Origin of the sequence: Flavivirga spongiicola, from assembly GCF_030540825.1 — a bacterium.
Lineage (GTDB): Bacteria > Bacteroidota > Bacteroidia > Flavobacteriales > Flavobacteriaceae > Flavivirga > Flavivirga spongiicola.
This window is the reverse complement of sequence record NZ_JAUOEO010000001.1, coordinates 1,484,834-1,505,122: the sequence shown is the minus strand read 5'-3', so window position 1 is coordinate 1,505,122 and position 20,289 is coordinate 1,484,834. Positions and strand designations below refer to the sequence as shown.

The following is a 20,289-nucleotide window of genomic DNA, read 5'->3' as shown; positions in this document are numbered from 1 at the left end:
GATTATTATTGAATTACGATTTATTTCAAGTTAAATTATTTTAAAAGTTATATTGTTTATATAAGATATAGCGTTTCTTGTCTAAAGGTTGTATATGATTGAATAGAATAATAAATTAAAGGTAGTTGATTTCTATAACTTGGGCTTTTAATAGAAGAGGATCAGAATATTAGAATAGGGGAAAGCTTATGAAAATTACGTATAATTAATAACAGCTGTTCTTTAATAAATATAAAAACATAAAAAATATTCTGTAAAATGAGTTTTTTATGGTTCGGTATTTAATGTTCTTATTAACATGATAAATATGCATAATTGGAAATACATAAGATTTAGTCTTTTCGTACTTTTTGCTTTTACATCTTGCAAAGAAGAAAGAATAGATTTTAATGCCCAAGTTCGTCCTATACTTAATAAAAATTGTATTAGCTGTCATGGGGGAGTGAAGCAATCTGGTGGTTTTGGATTAGTTTTCAGAGAAAATGCGTTAGGTGAAACTGTAAATGGTAAAATTGGAATTTTCCCAGGTTCCCCTAAGAAAAGTGAAATGATTTCCAGAATCACACACAAAAATCCAGAAATGAGAATGCCACTTGAAAGAGAACCTTTAAGTGAAGATGAAATAAAAATACTAACAAAATGGATTGAACAAGGTGCTGAGTGGAAAGAACATTGGGCTTATTTAGAACCTAAAGAGTCTAGTACACCTAGTTTAGAATCAGATTGGGGGTATAACGAGATAGATGCTTTTGTATATGAAAAGATGAAAGTGCATAATCTTTCACCTAATGTAGAAGCAGATTCTCATGATTTGGTAAGACGAGTATATCTCGACCTAATTGGTTTGCCTCCAACAACAAATGAGATAGAAGAATTTATAAAAGATACTTCTGATAAGGGCTATGAAAAACTAGTCGATTCACTTCTAGAATCTCTCAAATTTGGCGAACATTGGGCTAGTATGTGGCTAGACTTAGCTAGATATGCCGATTCTAAGGGTTATGAAGCTGATAGAGGAAGAGAAATATGGAAATATAGAGATTGGGTTATAAAAGCCTTAAATGAGGATATGCCATTCGATCAATTTACCATTGAACAATTAGCAGGGGATTTACTGCCTAATCCTACTAAAGAACAGTTAATTGCAACGGCATTTCATAGAAATACGTTAAATAATGGAGAAGGGGGAACGGATAATGAAGAGTATAGAATATCTGCTGTTATAGATCGTGTAAATACCACTTGGGAAATATGGCAATCTACAACTATGAGTTGCGTACAATGCCATAGTCACCCATATGACCCTATAAAACATAAAGAGTATTATACGTCATTTGCTTTTTTTAATAATACTTCAGATTGGGATGTGCCAACAGAATATCCAATATATAGAGAGTTTGATAGTATTAATCAAGCTGAATTAGAAGGTGTGAAAAGATGGGTTTCTAATGTTTCTTCTGAAACAGAAACAAATAAATGGGAACATTTTATTCATATTCAAGAACCTAAAATAAGACCAGAAGATTTTAGCGAAACTCAAAATACAACGCATTATAATAGGTCTAATCAAGATTATATGGAAGTTTATGCAGATGCTTTTATTAAGCTGAAAGATGTAAACTTAAATAATATAGATAGAATTTATTTAAACTATAACCAAGGAGGTAATTATAATGGAACATTATTGGTTAAAGTTGATAGTATTAACGGTTCCCTAATAGGGAAAGTGAAGTTGGATAAAACAGATGGTTTTATAAATATACCTATAGAGTTTAATACGAGTTCTAAACGTGCCGATTTATATTTTCAATTTAAAAGTAATAAAAAGGATTATAAGTGTTTTATAGATGGATTTCTAATTGGAGAAAAGTTACCTTCAAACAAAAATAAAGAATACGTAAAGGTCTATAATAAAATAGATGCATTATTAAACGTTCGGCCTAAATATACAACTCCTGTAATGGTGGAAAAATTAAAAGACTTTAGTCGTGTGACTAGAGTTTTTGATAGAGGCAATTGGCTAGTAGCAACAGATACAGTAACGACATCAATTCCTAAATTATTTAACCCCAATGATAACCAGTTTAAAAACAGATTAGATTTAGCGGAATGGTTGGTAAGTGAAGATAATTATTTAACAGGAAGAGTTATTGCAAATAGATTTTGGGCAAAAATATTTGGGAAAGGCATTGTGATGACTTCGGAAGATTTTGGAACCTTAGGAGATAAACCTACACATCCCGAATTATTAGATTGGTTGGCACTTAGTTTTTCAAAAGAATGGAAGTGGAGCGTTAAAAAGTTATTAAAAACAATAGTATTGTCAGACACGTATAAACAAAGCTCTGTAATTTCAGAAGAAACTAAAGGCAAGGATTCCTATAACCAATGGTTGGCAAGAAGCCCAAGAGTTCGTCTGTCTGCCGAACAAATAAGAGATCAAGCCTTAGTTGTTTCCGGTTTGTTAAGTAATAAAATGTATGGCCCCAGTGTGATGCCGCATCAACCGGATGGTGTTTGGACAGTAGTTTATAATAATGATGAATGGAAAACAAGTGAAGGCGAAGATGCATATCGTAGAGGACTATATACCTACTTAAGACGATCTAGCCCTTATCCGTCATTTATAAGTTTTGACGCATCTGAAAGAGAAACTTGCTTGTCGCGGAGAATCAATACGAATACGCCACTTCAAGCATTAATAACGTTAAACGATCCTGTATACTTTGAAGCTGCTATAAAATTAGCGCAGCAAGTTGAAAATGTAGAAGGAGGAAAAATAGAAAAAGTAGGTTTGGCATATAAAAAAGTAATGGGTAAAAAGATCAGTACAGAAAAGTCTGAAATATTAACTAATTTACTTGATGAAACAGAAGCTTATTATGCGGAAAATATAGATGAAGCATTCCAGCTTATAAAGTCTGATAATTTAGAGTTGGCATCGCTTACCGTGATGGTAAATGCTCTAATGAATATGGATGAATTTCTTGTAAAAAATTAAACGGTTCAAAATGGATTTGTATAACGAAGCAGAGAAAAGAAAACTAGAGTTTACAACACGAAGACATTTTCTGAAGCAATGTACTACGGGTTTAGGCGGTATTGCATTATCATCCTTAATAGGTCCACAGCAACTATTTGCAACGAATACTAATAACAGTTTTGATCCTAAAAACCTACCACACTTTTTACCGAAAGCAAAGCGAATCATTTATTTACACATGGCTGGAGCACCTTCTCAATTGGAACTGTTCGATTATAAACCAGCTTTAAAAAAATTACATGATTTAGATTGTCCGAAGTCCTTATTAGAAGGAAAACGATTTGCATTTATACAAGGAACACCTAAAATGTTAGGTCCTCAATTTGATTTCAAGCAATACGGGCAATCGGGAACCTATATTTCTGATGCCTTACCTCATTTTAGTAAGATTGTAGACGATGTAGCAATTATAAAGTCTATGCATACTGATGAGTTTAATCATGCGCCAGCGCAACTATTATTACAAACAGGAAGTGCACGATCTGGGAGGCCAAGTATGGGAGCCTGGGTGACTTATGGGTTAGGATCAGAAAATGAAAACTTACCAGGATATATGGTTTTAGTTTCTGGTGGAAAAAACCCTAGTGCAGGTAAGAATGCTTGGGGAAGTGGGTTTCTGCCTTCAGAATATCAAGGCGTTCAATGTCGTAATTCGGGAGATCCAATTTTATATGTATCGAACCCTAACGGCATGAGTAGAGACATTCGAAAAAAGTCTTTAAAAGCTATAAATAAAATTAATGAAAGTCAGTATAAAGAGTTTAATGATGATGAGACTTTATCACGAATTTCTCAATATGAAATGGCTTTTAAAATGCAGATCTCAGTTCCAGATGTTATGGATGTTTCTAAAGAACCAGATTATATTAGAGATATGTATGGAGCAAAACAGGGAGAAGCTTCATTTGCTAATAATTGTTTGTTAGCACGCCGATTGGTTGAGCAAGGGGTGAGATTTGTGCAATTGTATCATTGGGGGTGGGATATGCACGGAGATAGTAAGGCAAGCTCTTTAAATGAAGGATTAAAAACAAAATGTGAAGAAGTAGATCAACCCATGACGGCCTTAGTAAAAGATTTAAAACAAAGAGGGCTTTTAGATGACACATTGATTGTTTGGGGAGGTGAGTTTGGACGAACCCCTATGCGCGAAAATAGAGGGGGTGTTATCATGCCATACTATGGAAGAGACCATCATACCGAAGCTTATACCATTTGGATGGCAGGTGGAGGTATTAAAGGAGGGTTGTCTTATGGAGAAACAGATGAAATAGGATATTACGGCATTAAAGATAAAGTGCATATTCACGATTTACAAGCTACCATATTAAATCAGTTAGGAATTAACCATGAGAAATTTACCTATAATTTTCAAGGTAGAGATTTTAGGCTTACCGATGTGCATGGTCGAGTAATTAAAGATTTGCTGATATAATTAAAATATTATTAATATAGTTATGAAACAAACCAGACGTCAATTTATAACAATAACAGGAGCAGCAAGTGCGGGATTGCTTTTAACCAGTATGGACGTTCCATTAAAGGTAGTAGCTCCAAAGAAAGGTTTTGCACTTAAAATTTATGCTACACGGTGGGGTTTTAAAGGTTCTATGGATGCGTTTTGTAAAGAAGTAAAAAAGGAAGGATATGATGGTATTGAGGATTGGTTTCCTAATAATGTAGCTGACGAAGAGGCATTGTATGAAGCTTTAGATAAATATAATTTACGATTTGGTGCTTTAACTGGAAGTGGTGGAAATGGTTTTGAAGAACATCAAAAAAGCTACACTAAGAACTTGCTTAAAGTCATATCTAAAAAGCCAGATTTTATAAATTGTCATGCTGGGAAAGATTTTTTTTCATTTAAAGAAAATAAACAGCTTATAGATTTTGCCATTCAACAATCAAAATCCTCTGGTGTTCCTATATATCAGGAAACACACCGTGGACGCATATTATTTGCACCACATGTTTGCAGCCGTTTTCTAGATGCGTTTTCAGAGTTGAAATTAACCTTAGATATTTCCCATTGGTGTGCGGTAGCTGAAAGTCTATTAGGCGATCAAAAAGAAACCGTAGCAAAAGCGCTAAAGCGCACATCACATATCCATTCGCGAATTGGTCATGAAGAAAGCGCTCAAGTTAGTGAGCCTAGAGCTCCAGAATGGAAAAATGCTGTTAATGCACATTATGCTTGGTGGGATGTAGTTGTAAATCAAAAGAAAGAAGCAGGTGAAGTACTTACAATGACAACAGAATTTGGACCAGCTAACTATATGTGGACGATGCCATATACTAGGCAACCATTGGCTGATCAATGGGCTATTAATGTGCATATGATGCATGAATGGAGAAAGAGATACTTATAATAAATTCTTTATGATAAGGGACCGTATATGACATTTTTTCTGGAAACCAATATATATCAATTTTTTGGTAGATTCCATGCCCTAATAGTGCATTTGCCAATTGGGTTTATAATCTTAGCTGTAATTTTTGAATGTCTTGTTTGGAAAAAAAAGATAGACTTAAAATTAGCAATATCATATGCCCTTTTAATAGGAGCATCATTTGGTGTAATAGCTGTTGTTTTAGGGCTTATGTTAGCATCAGATGGTGGTTATAATATAGATACTTTAAGCCTTCATAAATGGACAGGAATAGCAACAACTATAGTTGCCTTTCTTTTGTTTTTTCTTAGTAAAAAGAAAGACACTGTGGTTTGGGTTAAAAAGATATACCCAGTAATAATAGCTTTAATTATGATTTTATTATCGGTTGCTGGTCATTACGGAGGTAATTTAACACATGGTTCAAACTATTTATTTGAACATGCTCCAGCTTCAATTCGAGCAATAGCAGGGATTAAGCCCGTTAGAGAAAGAGTTACAAATTTAGATTCAGCCTTAGTTTATGAAGATGTAATTCATGTTATTTTTGAAAAAAAGTGTAATGTGTGTCATAATAATGACAAAGCCAAAGGAGATTTGTTATTAGTCGATTCAGAGAGTATACTAAAAGGTGGAGAGAATGGCAAAGTAGTAATTGCTGGAGATGCATCTAAAAGTGAGCTATATAGGCGTATTACTTTAGATCCGCATCACAAAGAGTTTATGCCTACCGAAGGTAGAACACCGCTTACAAATGAGGAAACACTATTGATTAAATGGTGGATTGATGAAGGCGTGTCTTTTGATAAAAAGGTTGTAGAACTTAATCTTACTGACAGAATTAAGGACTATTTACAAGATGTAGGCATAGGATTGAAAAAATCATTTATAGAAAGCTTGAATTTATCTGAAGTTGATAATAAAATTTTAGATTCTATTAGAGCAGAAGGCTTTAAAATTAAAACAGTAACAAATAGAAGTACCTTGTTAGAAGTTAATTATCCTATTTATAATAAAGAGCCTTTAAATGAGGGTAAACTGGATGTTTTGTTAAGAGCAAAAGAAAATATTACTTGGTTGAATTTTTCCGGAATACCCATACAGGAGAATCTGATTTCTAAGATAGGCCAATTAGAAAATCTTACTGAGCTTAGAGTTAATAATTCCAAACTTACAAATGAAGCTATAAAGTATTTAACTCAGTTAAAGCATTTGGAATATTTAAATGTTTACGGTAATCCAATTAGCAATGCTAGTGTTGAAAGCTTTCAAAAGCTAACAAAATTAAAGAAACTATACCTTTGGAAAACAAATATTTCAGAAGAAAGTATGCTAAAAATTAAAGACTCTTTACCTCAAGTAACTATTATTACTGGGGAACAAAACCTGAATAAAACAGACCGGTTTTAGGTTGTAATTCTACATTTTTAAGTAAAAATCTTTAGTAAGATGGATGTATTCCTGAGTGTATTGATGGCGTACCGTTTCAATAATTAATTCGCTTGTTCCCGTATTGGTTTTTTGAAAAGAGAATTCTAATAAACTTCGTTTTATTTCAGATTTAGGATTGCCTTTAACTCGTAATATACTATTTGGATATAGATTTACTTTTGATGCTAAATCCATAAAATGTGATTCTTCTTTGAAAGGAATAATCACCGAGAATGTCCCCTGGTCAGATAATAATTTTGAAACACTGTCTATTAAATGTTCGAAAGGCAGTGCATCAGTAAATCTTGCTAAATCTCGTTGCATATTTTCTGTTTTAAAATCTTCTGAGTAAAAAGGCGGGTTAGAAATAATGAGATCGTATGTGTCTTCTATCTCATCGACAAATTCTTCAAGTGCAGCATGGTAGCAAAATAATCGGTCTCCCCAGGGTGATCTTTCAAAATTATCAACGCATTGTTCATAAGCCAGATCATCAATTTCAATAGCATCAATAATTTCTGCATAACTTCGTTGTGCTAACATAAGTGATAAAATACCTGTGCCAGCTCCAATATCTAATATTGAAAACGGATGCTTTTTAATAGAAGCCCAGGCACCGAGTAAAACGCCATCCGTACCAATTTTCATGGCACATTGTTCTTGATTTACTTCAAATTGTTTGAAAACAAAGGGTTTTTCAGACATGAATTATGTTTGTAATTTAGGGCAATAGTATAAAATAATAATGATAGGATGAAGTGAAAATCACAAAAGTATGTTAGAATTAGCACTAAAAATATCTATTTAGGTTATATTTAACGTATATAAAAAAAGAGTAGTTTAATTGAAAAAAAATGAAAAGAAAAAATGAGATTTTAGTAAAGTTGAATGAGGTCTTTTTAATGAATGAAGTCATTGAAAAAATCTATACAAAAGCATATAAAAAAGCTTCCAATATAAATATAAGAGTCTTTTTAAAAGAAAGAAGTTTAGAACGACATAATTTTGGTAAAATGCTGCAAAATGAAATTAAAAAGCTTGATACAGGTGTTGAAGATTCAATAATGTCAAGAAGGAGGTATCACCTTTATATGAGAAGTTTTAATAATTTATTACAGTTAGAGAATAACAATGATTTGCTGAATTCCATTTATAAAATTGAGTTAATATGTATAGAAAAATATAATGAACTACTTAGAGAAATTAATCTGTCTTTATCGCTTTGCAGATTATTGATAAAACAACAGGATAATATTCAATATGGGTTACGTTCAATAAAAAAAGAATTGGATTTTATTGTCTAGTTTGTTGTAATTCAGGTTTTATATATACAAGTCAATTAGTCCTTCTGGTGTCTCAACTAGAATAGTTTTGTTTTCTCTATCCACTTTTACTATAAATTCATCATTCATAGGAATTAAAATTTCAATACCATTTCTGTCTATTTCAAAAAGCGATTGTGCAGTCGAATCGTTTATAGCTTTTATGACTCCTACTTTTCCATAATTTAGATCTTCGACAATAAAACCAATAACTTCATGGAAATAGAATTTATTACCTGCAAGTTTGGGAAGTAAATCGAGGGGTAAATATAAATCACTTTTCATTATAGCATCTGCATCTGCTTCTTCATCAACGTCTTCAAATTTAATACGCAATAATTCTGATTTATGAAGCTGTGAGCGCTCGATAAAAAATGGAACGAGATTATTTCTTAAGTTTAAAAAAATAGCATCTAAGTTCTCATAAATTTCAGGTTGATCTGTATCAAGTTTAGCTAAAATTTCACCCTTAAAACTATATTTTTTTACAATTTTACCTAGATAAAAACAATCTTCTTTTCGCATGACGAATGATTTTTGTCATTCCCGCGAAGGCGGGAATCTTTTTAAGTGTATCTCAAAGCTAATGAGATTTCCACCTCCGTGGGAATTATTTAATCAAACTTGAAAAAGTTTGATTAAATAAAAAACTCCGATAAAAAATACCGGAGTTTAAAAGTATAAAAAATTATTTTTTTATTCTTCTTCGTTTGAAGCTTCTGTTTCAGCAGCAGGAGTTTCTTCTTCAGCAACTTCCTCTTCTACAACAGGAGCAGCTGCAGCGATACGAGCTTCATTAGCAGCTTTTTCAGCTTCAAAAGCTTTTGCTTTAGCATCAGCCTCAGCTTTAGCTAAACCGTCAACTTTAGCACCAACTTTGCTTGCTTTTTCTTCTACCCAAGCAGTAAACTTAGCTTCAGCCTGCTCTTCAGTTAAAGCACCTTTTCTAACACCACCTGCAAGATGATTTTTTAGTAAAGCACCTTCGTGAGATAAAATAGCTTTGGCTGTATCAGTTGGTTGTGCACCATTCTGTAACCATTGTACCGCACCATCAATATTTAATTCTATGGTTGCTGGGTTTGTGTTTGGATTGTAAGCACCTAATTTTTCTAGGTATTTACCATCTCTTTTTGAACGTGCATCTGCTGCTACGATCCAGTAGTAAGGTTTTCCTTTTTTACCGTGTCTTTGTAATCTAATCTTTACTGGCATAATAATTAATTATTTGAGGTTCTCGACCTCGGTTATTAATGAGGGCGCAAAGATACTATATTTTTTAATTATAATTCGAATTTTTTATTGAACTCTTCTTGACTTTTTCTATTTCCTAAAACCTGCCTGCCGGCAGGTAGGAATGGCTAAAATCCGCTTATATTTCGTTACTTTTATTATTCGTAGCGATGCTATGCCTTTCAAAAAGTGCTTTATCTGGACAAATTTCATCTCATTTTCGGTTAAAATAATAGACAAACGGGAGAAGGTAAATCTGTGGAATGCAGAAATGTAAGTTTACCGTTTTCTTTATTAATTTTAAAAACCGAAATATTGTGGCTTTTTTGATTTGCTACTAGCATAAATTTACCTGTAGGATCTAATGTAAAGTTTCTAGGCCAATCTCCATAAACACTTATATTTTGTGTTTTTTCAATAGTCCCATCCGATGGGTTCCTTTTAAAAACAGCCATAGAGTTTTCACCTCTATTGGAACCATATAAGAAATCTTCATTCTTTGACAAATGGATATCTGCGCAATAACTTGCTCCTTTAAAGCCATCATCTAAAGTTGAGGTGTTTTCTAACAATTCAAACCCATTATCTGTCTTTTTTCCAGATGTAATCGTATTTGCATATTCATTTATAATATATATAAATTGACCATCTTTTGTTAAAGAAAAATGTCTAGGACCAGCATGGTCTGTCATTTTGATAATAGAAGGTGTAACTAATCTGTAATCCTTTTTATTATGGTCTAATTGATACTTATAAACGCCATTCTTACCTAAATCTGAAATATATAAGTTGTCTTTGTGAAATTGAGCAGAATGTGCATGTGAAACGATACTGTCTATATTATGATTTAATATTTGAAAAGAATCATTTAAAGAACCATCATTTTTAATGGTATATATAGATGCATTCCCTCCAGTATAATTTGATGCGATGGCTTTATCTCCAGATTCATTGACCGAAATATGACAAGGGTGCGCACCGTGTGTACTAACGATATTTAAAGATGTTAAACGATTATCATCTTCAACTTTAAATGATGATGTTGTTCCATCTTCATTTTCATTTACAGCATAAACATAGTTCTTATCAGGTGAATATGTTAGGTATGATGGGTTTTCTGAGATTGCAGCTAGCTGTTTGTTTGTTAGCTCTCCGGTTTCAGTATTAAATTGAAACTGATAAATACCTTCACTGTCTCCGTCTGTATAGGTCCCTACATATAAAGATGTATTTGGGTTTGCACAATTCAATAAGCATATACTAAGGCATAATAAGAATAATTTGAACTTCATTATAAAATGATTTTAGCCTCTAAAATAGAATAATTTATTGAACCCGCATTATGTCATAGAAAATCTATTACAACTTGAAACCATTGCAAAATATATCGTTTCACTACATTTTCAATTTTAACCATAGCGAAGCTATGCTAAAACTTGGAAAATGCCATATTTTATTATGCTTTCAAGCTTCATTACGAAGTTCTATTACATAACGTGGGTTGAACAGTGAAAAAGTAAGTTTTGTTTAAAACTGTTCATAACTTTCATTTCCATAAGTTATAATATTCTGTATTTTTATAAACTTCGTTTAATAATTCTAAACGACTTAACACCAAACATTTAAATACAGATATGTACTTAATTTTCGATACAGAAACTACAGGATTGCCAAAACGTTGGGATGCGCCTATTACGGATACTGATAATTGGCCCAGATGTATACAAATTGCATGGCAACTGCATGATGCCATGGGGAATTGTATCGATCATCAAGATTATTTGGTACAACCAGAAGGTTTTAACATTCCTTATGATGCTGAGAAAATTCATGGTATTTCTACCGAATTAGCTCAAGAACAAGGTATCCCATTAGCAGAGGTTTTAGAAAAATTTAATGACGCTTTAAGTAAAACCAAATTTGTTGTTGGACAGAATGTGAAGTTCGATTTAAACATTATGGGTGCCGAATTTGTTCGTGGTGATGTTTCTAATCCATTACAGGAATTACCTGTTTTAGATACTTGTACAGAACATACGGCAAGTTTATGTCAGATTCCGGGAGGACGTTATGGTAAATTTAAATTACCAACATTAACCGAGTTACACGAGTTTTTATTTAAGACTCCTTTTGCAGAAGCCCATAATGCAACAGCAGATGTAGAGGCAACGACACGTTGCTTTTTTGAGTTGATTCGTTTAGGAGAATATACTAAAGAACAGCTCGATGTAGAACCTGATTATTTTCAGAATTTTAACGAAGCCAATCCAAAAGAAATTGAGCTTATTAAGTTAAAGCACGTTAATCTTAAACAAGAGAGTGCTAAAATTCAAGAGCGTCTTCAAAGTCTCAAGCAAGAAACAGTTTCTACCGAGGATATTAAGCAAAACATATCCGATTTAGCAGATGCTAGTTTCGTTCATCTTCACAATCATTCACAGTTTTCTGTATTACAATCAACGATGAGTGTTGGGGACATCGTGGCTGCTGCTGCTGCTCATAATATGCCTGCAGTGGCACTTACCGATCATGCGAATATGATGGGGGCATTTCATTTTATTAATGCCGTAAACAAAAAAAACAGCAGCATAGAGGCAAGTATCTCGGAAGCTGAGGAAAAAGGTGAGACTTCAGAAAAACAACTGATAAAACCAATCGTAGGATGTGAGTTTTTTGTGTGCGAAAATCATCAGGATAAATCAAGAAAAGATAATGGCTATCAAGTTGTATTGATAGCTAAAAACAAAAATGGCTATCATAATCTTGCAAAATTATCCTCGCATGCTTTTGTTAATGGATTTTACTATGTACCTAGAATAGATAAAAAACTTATACAAGAATATAAAGAAGATATTATAGTACTCACCGGTAATTTATATGGTGAAGTACCAAGTAAAGTTCTCAACATTGGTGAAAAGCAAGCCGAAGAAGCATTACTATGGTGGAAAAATGAGTTTGGGGACGATTTGTATGTAGAGCTGATGCGTCATAATCAAGAAGATGAAAATCGCGTAAATCCAACTTTGATAACATTAGCTAAAAAGCATGACGTAAAATTAGTTGCAACCAATAATACTTACTACCAAAAACAAGAAGATGCAAATGCACATGATATTTTATTATGTGTAAAGGATGGAGAAAAACAAGCCACTCCTATTGGAAGAGGAAGAGGCTATCGCTATGGGTTACCTAATCAGGAATACTATTTTAAGTCTTCTGAAGAAATGAAACAATTGTTTCATGATCAACCGGATGCCATTCTAAATATTAAGGAACTTGTTGATAAAATTGAAGGATTCCAACTAGCAAGAGATGTTCTTTTGCCAGCTTTTGATATCCCCGATGAATTTAAGCACGAAGAAGATTTAGTAGATGGAGGAAAGCGTGGTGAGAATGCCTATTTAAAGCATTTAACATTTGAAGGTGCAAAAAAACGTTATGGAGAACCACTTAGCGAAGAAGTAGTCGAACGATTAGATTTCGAATTGAGTGTTATAGAAAATACGGGGTATCCAGGATATTTCTTAATTGTTGAGGATTTTATTCGGGAAGCCCGAAACATGGATGTGTCTGTAGGTCCGGGACGTGGATCGGCTGCCGGATCGGTGGCAGCATATTGCTTGTGGATTACTAACATTGATCCCATGAAGTATGATTTGCTTTTTGAGCGTTTCTTGAACCCGGATCGTATTAGTATGCCAGATATTGATATCGATTTTGATGATGAAGGAAGAAGCCGTGTTATGGATTATGTGATTGAAAAATATGGAAGTAATCAAGTAGCACAAATTATTACTTACGGTACGATGGCAGCTAAATCTTCTATTCGAGATACGGCACGTGTATTAGATTTGCCTTTGTTTGATGCCGATAGAATAGCAAAGTTAATTCCAACGATGTCTAAACTGAGCAAGATTTTTGGTTTAGATGAAAAAGAATTAAGCAAAAAGTTTCGTGCTGAAGATTTAGAAAAAGTGAACCAGCTTCTAAATATTTCTGAAGGATCAGATTTAGAGGCAGAAACAGTGAATACCGCAAGAGCCCTGGAAGGTTCGGTTAGAAATACAGGAATTCACGCATGTGGAGTTATTATAACCCCTGACGATATTACAAAGTTTGTACCTGTGTCCGTAGCTAAAGATTCCGACTTATACGTCACACAGTTTGATAACTCGGTTGTAGAGGATGCCGGCTTATTAAAGATGGATTTTTTAGGGTTAAAGACGTTGACTTTAATAAAAGATACCGTTAAAATTGTAAAGGCAAAACATGATATTTTACTGGATCCGGAATCTTTTCCTTTAGATGATGAAGAAACATATGCTTTATTTCAACGCGGGGAAACGGTTGGCGTATTCCAATATGAATCTCCCGGTATGCAAAAACACCTTAGAGATTTAAAACCAACAGTTTTTGAAGATTTAATTGCCATGAATGCCTTGTATCGCCCGGGGCCTATGGAATATATTCCAAGCTTTGTTAGAAGAAAACATGGCGATGAAGATATTGAGTACGATTTACCAGCGATGGAAGAGTACTTAAAAGAAACCTACGGTATTACAGTATATCAAGAGCAGGTGATGTTACTTTCTCAAAAACTGGCCGGGTTTACAAAAGGTGAAGCCGATGTACTGCGTAAGGCGATGGGGAAAAAACAAATTGCGGTACTGGATAAAATGAAACCGAAATTTGTAGAGCAGGCGAGTGCAAATGGACATGATGCTAAAGTATTAGAAAAAGTTTGGAAAGATTGGGAAGCTTTCGCGAGTTATGCCTTTAATAAATCTCACTCTACATGTTATGCATGGATAGCCTACCAAACGGCCTATTTAAAAGCCCATTATCCTGCAGAATATATGGCAGCAGTATTATCCAATAATATGAACGATATAAAACAAGTTACTTTCTTCATGGAAGAATGTAAACGTATGAAAATGGATGTATTAGGGCCAGATGTTAATGAGTCGTATTATAAATTTTCTGTAAATCAAGATAATGCGGTGCGTTTTGGTATGGGAGCCATTAAAGGGGTTGGTCATGGTGCGGTAATGACTATTGTCGATAAAAGAAAAGAAGATGGTCCCTTTAAATCTATTTTCGATTTGGCGAAACGAATCGATTTAAGAGCAGCCAATAAAAAGGCTTTTGAAAATTTAGCTTTAGCCGGAGGGTTTGATTGTTTTGGAGATACACATCGCGCCCAGTATTTTCATAGAGAAGGAGATGGTATTACTTTTTTGGAAAAAGCCGTTAAGTATGGAAGTAAACACCAGGAAAATGAGAACTCATCACAAGTGAGTTTATTTGGGGCAGCAAGCGATGTACAAATAGCAGAGCCAGAAGTACCACCATGCGAAGAGTGGGGAACTATGGAAAAACTGGCCCAAGAACGTGAAGTTGTAGGTGTTTATATTTCTGGACATCCATTAGATGATTTTAGAACAGAAATGAAAACGTTTTGCAATGGAGCCATTGCGATGTTTAATAACTTAGAACCTTATGTGAACAGAGAAATTGTTTTTGGTGGTGTGGTAACCGATGTACAACATCGCGTAAGTAAACAAGGAAAAGGATGGGGTCTATTCACTGTTGAAGATTATACCGATAGTTTTGAATTCAGGATTTTTGGCGAAGAATATTTGAAATTCAGGCATTTTTTAATGAAGAACAATTTTGTGTTTGTGAAATCGTTTATTCGCGAAGGTTGGGTTAATAAGGATACAGGGAAAAAGAGTGATCCAAGATTACAGTTTAATAGTTTTCAATTACTGCATGATGTTATGGAAAATTATGCTAAAAAACTATCCATTCAGCTTAATATTAAAGATTTACAAGAGGAAAGTATTTTACGTTTAAAAGAATTGTTACAGATGCATCCTGGAAATCAGGCATTAAATTTCGTAGTGTACGATAATAAGGAGAAAATAAAATTACAAATGCCAAGCAGAAGGCAAAAGGTTAAAGTATCTCAGGAATTGCTTAGTGAATTAGAGAATCAGGATGTCATGTTTAAGTTGAATTGATAAATCCCTGCGAAGGCAGGGATCTCATGATTATGAAAAAATTAATACTCTATCATGTGATAGCTTTCTTAGTTTTAGAAATAATATTCTTTTTCTCTTCTGGAGCATTATTAAAATTAATAGCACCAGAAATTCAAAACGTCATATTATGGATTTATTTAAATCTGTTTGGAGTAGCTTTCCTTTTTGTTATAATCCTTGTTTTGTTTCTAATTAATAGAAAAAGGTATAAAAAGAAATACCATTAAAAGTTTTTAAACATGAAGTCATAATCTGATTAATTTCAGAAAATTTATAAGCAGATTACAGTTTTTCTGTTTGGTTGATAAATAATGTTAAGAATTCTCTATTCAAATAACTTTCTTTTTAAACCTTATAATTTATTATCCTAGAATTAATAAAACTTAAGACACCAGATTACTATACTATTCTTGTTTGTATGGTTGTCCAATACCAGTTTCGCATAAAGATTTTAAACTACCTAAATATCTTCCCCAATGATGATTGCAAAAACCAAAGAACTCACTTTCTTCAGTCCAATTTAAATGAGAAAATTTTAGAAAAGTATGGCCTTCTTTATCTTCAAGTTCAAAGGTTAATTTAGTCCCAATCCATTCTTTGTCTCCATCTATACACTCCCAAATCACATTGGTTAAAAAAGTCAATTCTAAAATTTTCATTTTATTAAAATATTCAGAACCAAATTTAAAATGGTTTACATGACCTATTTCAGGTTTTGCAGAAGTGTTATTTGTCCACCAGCCCTTAAGTCCTTGTTCTAAGGTTAATGCATTATAAACTTTTTCAACAGGAGCTTCAATTGTTAAATTATGCCTAATATTTGCCATTTTATACGTATTGAATTGTTAAGGTACGATTTTCAGTCTAGAGAGGTAGATACTATTTTATAACAGAACTGGTATAAGAGTCTGTTTAATTTGAGTTACCAATAAAAATAGATTGTTACGCTTCAACTGTATTCAGTTCAAGCTAGTCGTTCCTCCCTAATAATGACAATTCGCTTTATATTACAAGAAATTTATTTATCTACTTCCAAAAAAGCTTTCAAGCCATTGGTAATAAATCGATCCCAGGTCGTAGAGCAAACGTCATAACAATCAATATTGGGATTCAATCCAACTTGATGAAAATTAATGAAGCGCTTTCCGTTATATGCTTCTATTTTCCAATGCAGTACATGACCTATCCATTCTTTATTAAAATCAGGTTCACCATCGATACATTTCCAAATTAGTTCACTGTTAGGAGTGTATTCAATAATTTTAAAAGTCCACCAATAATCATTTTCGAATTGAATGGTAAATTGACCACCAGCCTTAAATTCAGAATTGCTTATTTTTCCCCACCATGAATGAAGCCCTTCGTTTAAAGCAAAGAAAGCGTGTTTAGAGCTCGTATTAACTTCTAATTGATTTTTGTAGTTTATATCCTGGTCTTGAAACTCTATTAATTTAGTATCCTTATCCATTTTTTGGTGTATTTAAGTAATCCTCCAGATCTTGTAATGAATTATCCCAGAATTGTGAGTAAAATTGAACCCATTTACTGACCTCTTTTAATGGTTTGGCATTGGCATAACAAAAACGTTCTCGTCCGTTTGCGTTTATATTTACTAAACCAGCTTCTTCGAGTGTTTTAATATGTTTGGTTACACCTTGTCTACTAATATCAAACTGACTGGATATTTGTGTAATGGATAGGGCTGAGGTTGCTATAACTAAGGCGTGAAAAATGTCACGCCTTGTTGGGTCTGCAATGGCTTTAAATAGTTTGGTTATTTTATCCTGCATTAACTAATTGTTTTAAGTAGTCCGTTAGCCCATTTATACAGTTATCCCAACCGCCGTTAAAGCTTTCGAACATCTTTACAGCCGTATCACCTTCATAATTGGAAATGCCAGAGTGTTCCAGATATAATTTAGTGCCATCCTCTGTAGATTCTAGCTCCCATGTTACTGTTGTTTCTGCTTTCATTTCGGCAACTATCCAAGTATAAACTAATTTGTACGGATTAGATTCTTTAACTTCACCACTAATGGTTGTGCAACCTTTTTCATTAGGCTCCGAAGTAAAGGTATATTGGTACCCTTTTTCAGCTTTAAAATCAGCTTGAATAAACCAGGCAGAAATTTCTTCAGCTTTTGAAATGGCATTCCATACTTTGTCTATGGAATGCTTAAATACCTTCTCTTTTTTAATAACATCATTCATAATAAGTTCGATTTTTAATTAATATGCAACTTTATGGTTGCTAAACTAGAGTAAATATTTTTAATATGCAACTTTTTGGTTGCTTAATATGAATTTAGTATAAATTGGTGCTGGTGTAAAAGGTTGAAAATGTTTGGCTTGTGTTAGTTGGGGTGGCGGTGTTTTTTTAGGAGAAGAATGTGTAAGCCTGACTATAATTGGGTTTGTGTATGTTCGGAACACGACAATAGTGCTAAACAATATTGGTATAAATAAAACAAATTGTTACATTGTAAGCTTTAGAAAATATTTTGACTAATTTTGTGTAATTAAAAATAAAATAAGAATTAAAATATAAATATTATGGCATTAGAAATAACAGATGCAACGTTTGAAGAAACGGTATTAAAAAGTGATAAACCAGTATTGGTTGATTTTTGGGCTGCTTGGTGTGGACCTTGTAGAATGGTTGGACCAATTATTGAGGAAATTAGTGGGGAATACGATGGTAAAGCTGTTGTAGGTAAAGTAGATGTAGATGCAAATCAGGAGTTTGCTGCAAAATATGGGGTGCGTAACATACCTACTGTTTTGGTTTTTAAAAATGGAGAGGTTGTTGGAAGACAAGTTGGTGTAGCTCCAAAGAACACATATACTGAAGCGATAGATTCGCATTTATAATAGATATATTAAAAGAAAATGGAAAAGGTTTGTCATTATGGCAAACCTTTTTTTTATTTTAGATGCAAATAAAAAAATAGATATGAGTGAACAAATAAAAGTACAAAATGCTATTGATAGCAAATTAATAGAAGAACGTAAAGTGTTTTTGTGGGGACAGGTTGATGATGATTCTGCTAAGCACGTTATAGAACGCTTATTGTATTTAGATGCATTAGAAACCAAGGATATTCACCTATATATTAATAGTCCGGGTGGTTATGTAACTTCAGGCTTTGCTATTTATGATTGTATGAAATCTTTAAAAAGTGATGTGTCAACAATTTGTACAGGATTTGCAGCTTCTATGGGATCTTTAATATTGTCTGCCGGAGAAAAAGGAAAACGCTTTATACAACCACATGCACGTGTTATGATTCATCAACCAAGTGGAGGCGCTCGTGGGCAAGCAAGTGATATAGAAATTACGGCAAAGGAAATTATAATTACTAAAGAATTAAGTGCGCAAATATTAGCAGATAATTGCGGACAAACTTTTGATAAAATAATGAAGGATTTTAATCGTGACCATTGGATGGGAGCCGATGAGTCTGTTGCTTATGGTATTGTTGATAGCGTTTTAGCCTCCTAGCCCCCGAAGGGGAATTCTACTCTTTCCCAGTAAAAAATATTTTTTAATAAATTATTATTAATTTGATCGTAATAAAATTTTTCACATAAGTTATTCCTCCCCTATGGGGAGGTTAGGAGGGGCTTGTATATGAATCTACAAAAAGAACTTAATAAAGCCGATGGTTTTAAAAACCTCGAGCTACTTGCAAAACAAGTAGTAGAAGGCTTTATTGCAGGAATGCATAAAAGTCCATTTCATGGTTTTTCTGCTGAATTTGCCGAACATAAAATTTACAATCAAGGAGAGAGCACGCGACATATAGATTGGAAATTATTTGCTAAAACAGATAAGCTTTATACCAAGCGCTATGATGATGAAACTAATTTGCGTTGTCATATCATTATAGATAACAGTAGCTCTATGCATTATCCAAAAATGGATTCATTCTCTATTAATAGTTTAAATAAAATAGGGTTTTCAGCTTTGGCTTCAGCATCTTTAATGCATATTTTAAAAAAGCAACGCGATGCTGTTGGGTTAAGTATTTATAGTGACGATTACGATTACTATGCACCAGAAAAGGGTAGTGAACGCCATCATCAAATGCTGTTAAATCATTTGAGTGATGCAGTGATTTCTAAACCCTTAAATAAAGAAACGGAAACCTATAAATATTTACACGAAATAGCGGAAAAGATTCATAGGCGCTCTATGATATTTTTGTTTACTGATATGTTTCAGACTTCCGAAGATGCTGTAAAACTGTTCGAAGCATTACGCCATTTAAAATATAACAAACACGAAGTGATTTTGTTTCATGTATTTGATAAAGAAAAGGAATTAACCTTTGATTTTGATAATAAACCCAAACGCTTTATTGATGTTGAAACAGGGGAGTACATTAATTTATACGCAGATACTATAAAAGACAATTATAAAAAAGCCGTGAGCGATTATTTTGAGGCTTTACGATTAAAGTGTGCGCAGTATAAGATTAAATATGTCGAGGCCGACATTAATAAAGATTTTAATAACATCCTCACAACATATATGATAGAGCGTCAAAAATTTGTGTGATCCCACACCAACCTCTCCTAAAAGAGACTACCGTATGCATACAAATATTGCATCATAAAAAGTAGGACACGAATGGCACAAATTTTCACTAATTAATCCGTCAATAGATAGATTTCAAGCCTATACAGACTAGGGATTCGTGTTCATGTTGAGTCCTATCTACGCCATAAACTATTAGATTCGTGTGAATTTGTGCCATTCGTGTCTTTTTTAAAGATGTGCACACACGGAAGTAAAAGAGAGGGACAAATACAGAAAAGAAAAA

Annotated in this window: 17 protein-coding genes; 9 read left to right on the top strand and 8 right to left on the bottom strand. The window is 33.4% G+C overall.

Going from position 1 to position 20,289, the window contains the following annotated elements; translation table 11 throughout:
- Positions 1 to 307 precede the first annotated feature (307 nt).
- From Q4Q47_RS05720 to Q4Q47_RS05705, 4 genes are read left to right on the top strand one after another with little or no spacing between them, the layout of a single operon-like run.
- Positions 308 to 3,001 (top strand): DUF1553 domain-containing protein, encoded by a 2,694-nt coding sequence (locus Q4Q47_RS05720; RefSeq protein WP_303305689.1) that lies wholly within the window; start codon positions 308 to 310, stop codon positions 2,999 to 3,001.
- A 10-nt stretch (positions 3,002 to 3,011) separates the two neighbouring features.
- Positions 3,012 to 4,478 (top strand): DUF1501 domain-containing protein, encoded by a 1,467-nt coding sequence (locus Q4Q47_RS05715; RefSeq protein WP_303305688.1) that lies wholly within the window; start codon positions 3,012 to 3,014, stop codon positions 4,476 to 4,478.
- A gap of 22 nt (positions 4,479 to 4,500) precedes the next feature.
- The gene (locus Q4Q47_RS05710; protein ID WP_303305687.1) at positions 4,501 to 5,412 is read left to right on the top strand and encodes a sugar phosphate isomerase/epimerase family protein; all 912 of its coding nucleotides are present in this window, start codon (positions 4,501 to 4,503) and stop codon (positions 5,410 to 5,412) included.
- Between the two features lie 27 nt (positions 5,413 to 5,439).
- Complete coding sequence (locus tag Q4Q47_RS05705; RefSeq protein WP_303305686.1) at positions 5,440 to 6,843, top strand: c-type cytochrome domain-containing protein; 1,404 nt, start codon at positions 5,440 to 5,442, stop codon at positions 6,841 to 6,843.
- A 9-nt stretch (positions 6,844 to 6,852) separates the two neighbouring features.
- On the opposite strand, the gene Q4Q47_RS05700 is transcribed toward Q4Q47_RS05705, so the two are convergent.
- Positions 6,853 to 7,569: a tRNA1(Val) (adenine(37)-N6)-methyltransferase gene (locus Q4Q47_RS05700; RefSeq protein ID WP_303305685.1), complete on the bottom strand. Its 717-nt coding sequence runs from the start codon at positions 7,567 to 7,569 to the stop codon at positions 6,853 to 6,855.
- A gap of 149 nt (positions 7,570 to 7,718) precedes the next feature.
- On the opposite strand from Q4Q47_RS05700, the gene Q4Q47_RS05695 reads away from it, so the two are divergent.
- A complete protein-coding gene (locus tag Q4Q47_RS05695) occupies positions 7,719 to 8,168 on the top strand; it encodes a hypothetical protein (RefSeq protein WP_303305684.1) in 450 nt (149 codons plus the stop codon).
- 18 nt (positions 8,169 to 8,186) lie between these two features.
- Here Q4Q47_RS05695 and rimM read toward each other — a convergent pair whose 3' ends face one another.
- The 3 genes from rimM to Q4Q47_RS05680 all read right to left on the bottom strand — a co-directional run bounded on the left by rimM (position 8,187) and on the right by Q4Q47_RS05680 (position 10,711).
- Entirely contained in the window at positions 8,187 to 8,711 is a 525-nt protein-coding gene (gene rimM / locus Q4Q47_RS05690) for a ribosome maturation factor RimM (RefSeq protein WP_303305683.1), read from the bottom strand.
- A 171-nt stretch (positions 8,712 to 8,882) separates the two neighbouring features.
- A complete protein-coding gene (locus Q4Q47_RS05685) occupies positions 8,883 to 9,401 on the bottom strand; it encodes a 30S ribosomal protein S16 (RefSeq protein ID WP_303305682.1) in 519 nt (172 codons plus the stop codon).
- A gap of 242 nt (positions 9,402 to 9,643) precedes the next feature.
- Complete coding sequence (locus Q4Q47_RS05680) at positions 9,644 to 10,711, bottom strand: lactonase family protein (RefSeq protein ID WP_303305681.1); 1,068 nt, start codon at positions 10,709 to 10,711, stop codon at positions 9,644 to 9,646.
- 342 nt (positions 10,712 to 11,053) lie between these two features.
- Here Q4Q47_RS05680 and dnaE point away from each other — a divergent pair, with 342 nt between their 5' ends.
- On the top strand, positions 11,054 to 15,442 hold the full coding sequence (dnaE, locus tag Q4Q47_RS05675; RefSeq protein ID WP_303305680.1) for a DNA polymerase III subunit alpha: 4,389 nt from the start codon (positions 11,054 to 11,056) through the stop codon (positions 15,440 to 15,442).
- Between the two features lie 425 nt (positions 15,443 to 15,867).
- Here the strand turns inward: dnaE and Q4Q47_RS05670 are convergent, their stop codons facing one another.
- The 4 genes from Q4Q47_RS05670 to Q4Q47_RS05655 all read right to left on the bottom strand — a co-directional run bounded on the left by Q4Q47_RS05670 (position 15,868) and on the right by Q4Q47_RS05655 (position 17,674).
- On the bottom strand, positions 15,868 to 16,290 hold the full coding sequence (locus tag Q4Q47_RS05670) for an SRPBCC family protein (protein ID WP_303305679.1): 423 nt from the start codon (positions 16,288 to 16,290) through the stop codon (positions 15,868 to 15,870).
- Positions 16,291 to 16,481: 191 nt separating this feature from the next.
- The gene (locus Q4Q47_RS05665) at positions 16,482 to 16,931 is read right to left on the bottom strand and encodes a hypothetical protein (protein WP_303305678.1); all 450 of its coding nucleotides are present in this window, start codon (positions 16,929 to 16,931) and stop codon (positions 16,482 to 16,484) included.
- Positions 16,924 to 17,253 carry an ArsR/SmtB family transcription factor gene (locus Q4Q47_RS05660; RefSeq protein ID WP_303305677.1) on the bottom strand — a complete coding sequence of 110 codons (330 nt, stop codon included), beginning with the start codon at positions 17,251 to 17,253 and terminating at the stop codon, positions 16,924 to 16,926. The genes Q4Q47_RS05665 and Q4Q47_RS05660 overlap by 8 nt, the downstream gene beginning before the upstream one ends.
- On the bottom strand, positions 17,243 to 17,674 hold the full coding sequence (locus tag Q4Q47_RS05655) for an SRPBCC family protein (protein WP_303305676.1): 432 nt from the start codon (positions 17,672 to 17,674) through the stop codon (positions 17,243 to 17,245). Before Q4Q47_RS05655 ends, Q4Q47_RS05660 begins: the two co-directional genes overlap by 11 nt.
- A gap of 342 nt (positions 17,675 to 18,016) precedes the next feature.
- On the opposite strand from Q4Q47_RS05655, the gene trxA reads away from it, so the two are divergent.
- The 3 genes from trxA (at position 18,017) to Q4Q47_RS05640 (ending at position 20,024) form a co-directional block, all read left to right on the top strand.
- Complete coding sequence (gene trxA, locus Q4Q47_RS05650; protein WP_303305675.1) at positions 18,017 to 18,334, top strand: thioredoxin; 318 nt, start codon at positions 18,017 to 18,019, stop codon at positions 18,332 to 18,334.
- Positions 18,335 to 18,416: 82 nt separating this feature from the next.
- Positions 18,417 to 18,965, top strand: coding sequence for a ClpP family protease (locus tag Q4Q47_RS05645; protein WP_303308444.1), 549 nt, complete (start codon positions 18,417 to 18,419; stop codon positions 18,963 to 18,965).
- Between the two features lie 129 nt (positions 18,966 to 19,094).
- Positions 19,095 to 20,024 (top strand): DUF58 domain-containing protein, encoded by a 930-nt coding sequence (locus tag Q4Q47_RS05640; RefSeq protein ID WP_303305674.1) that lies wholly within the window; start codon positions 19,095 to 19,097, stop codon positions 20,022 to 20,024.
- Positions 20,025 to 20,289 lie beyond the last annotated feature (265 nt).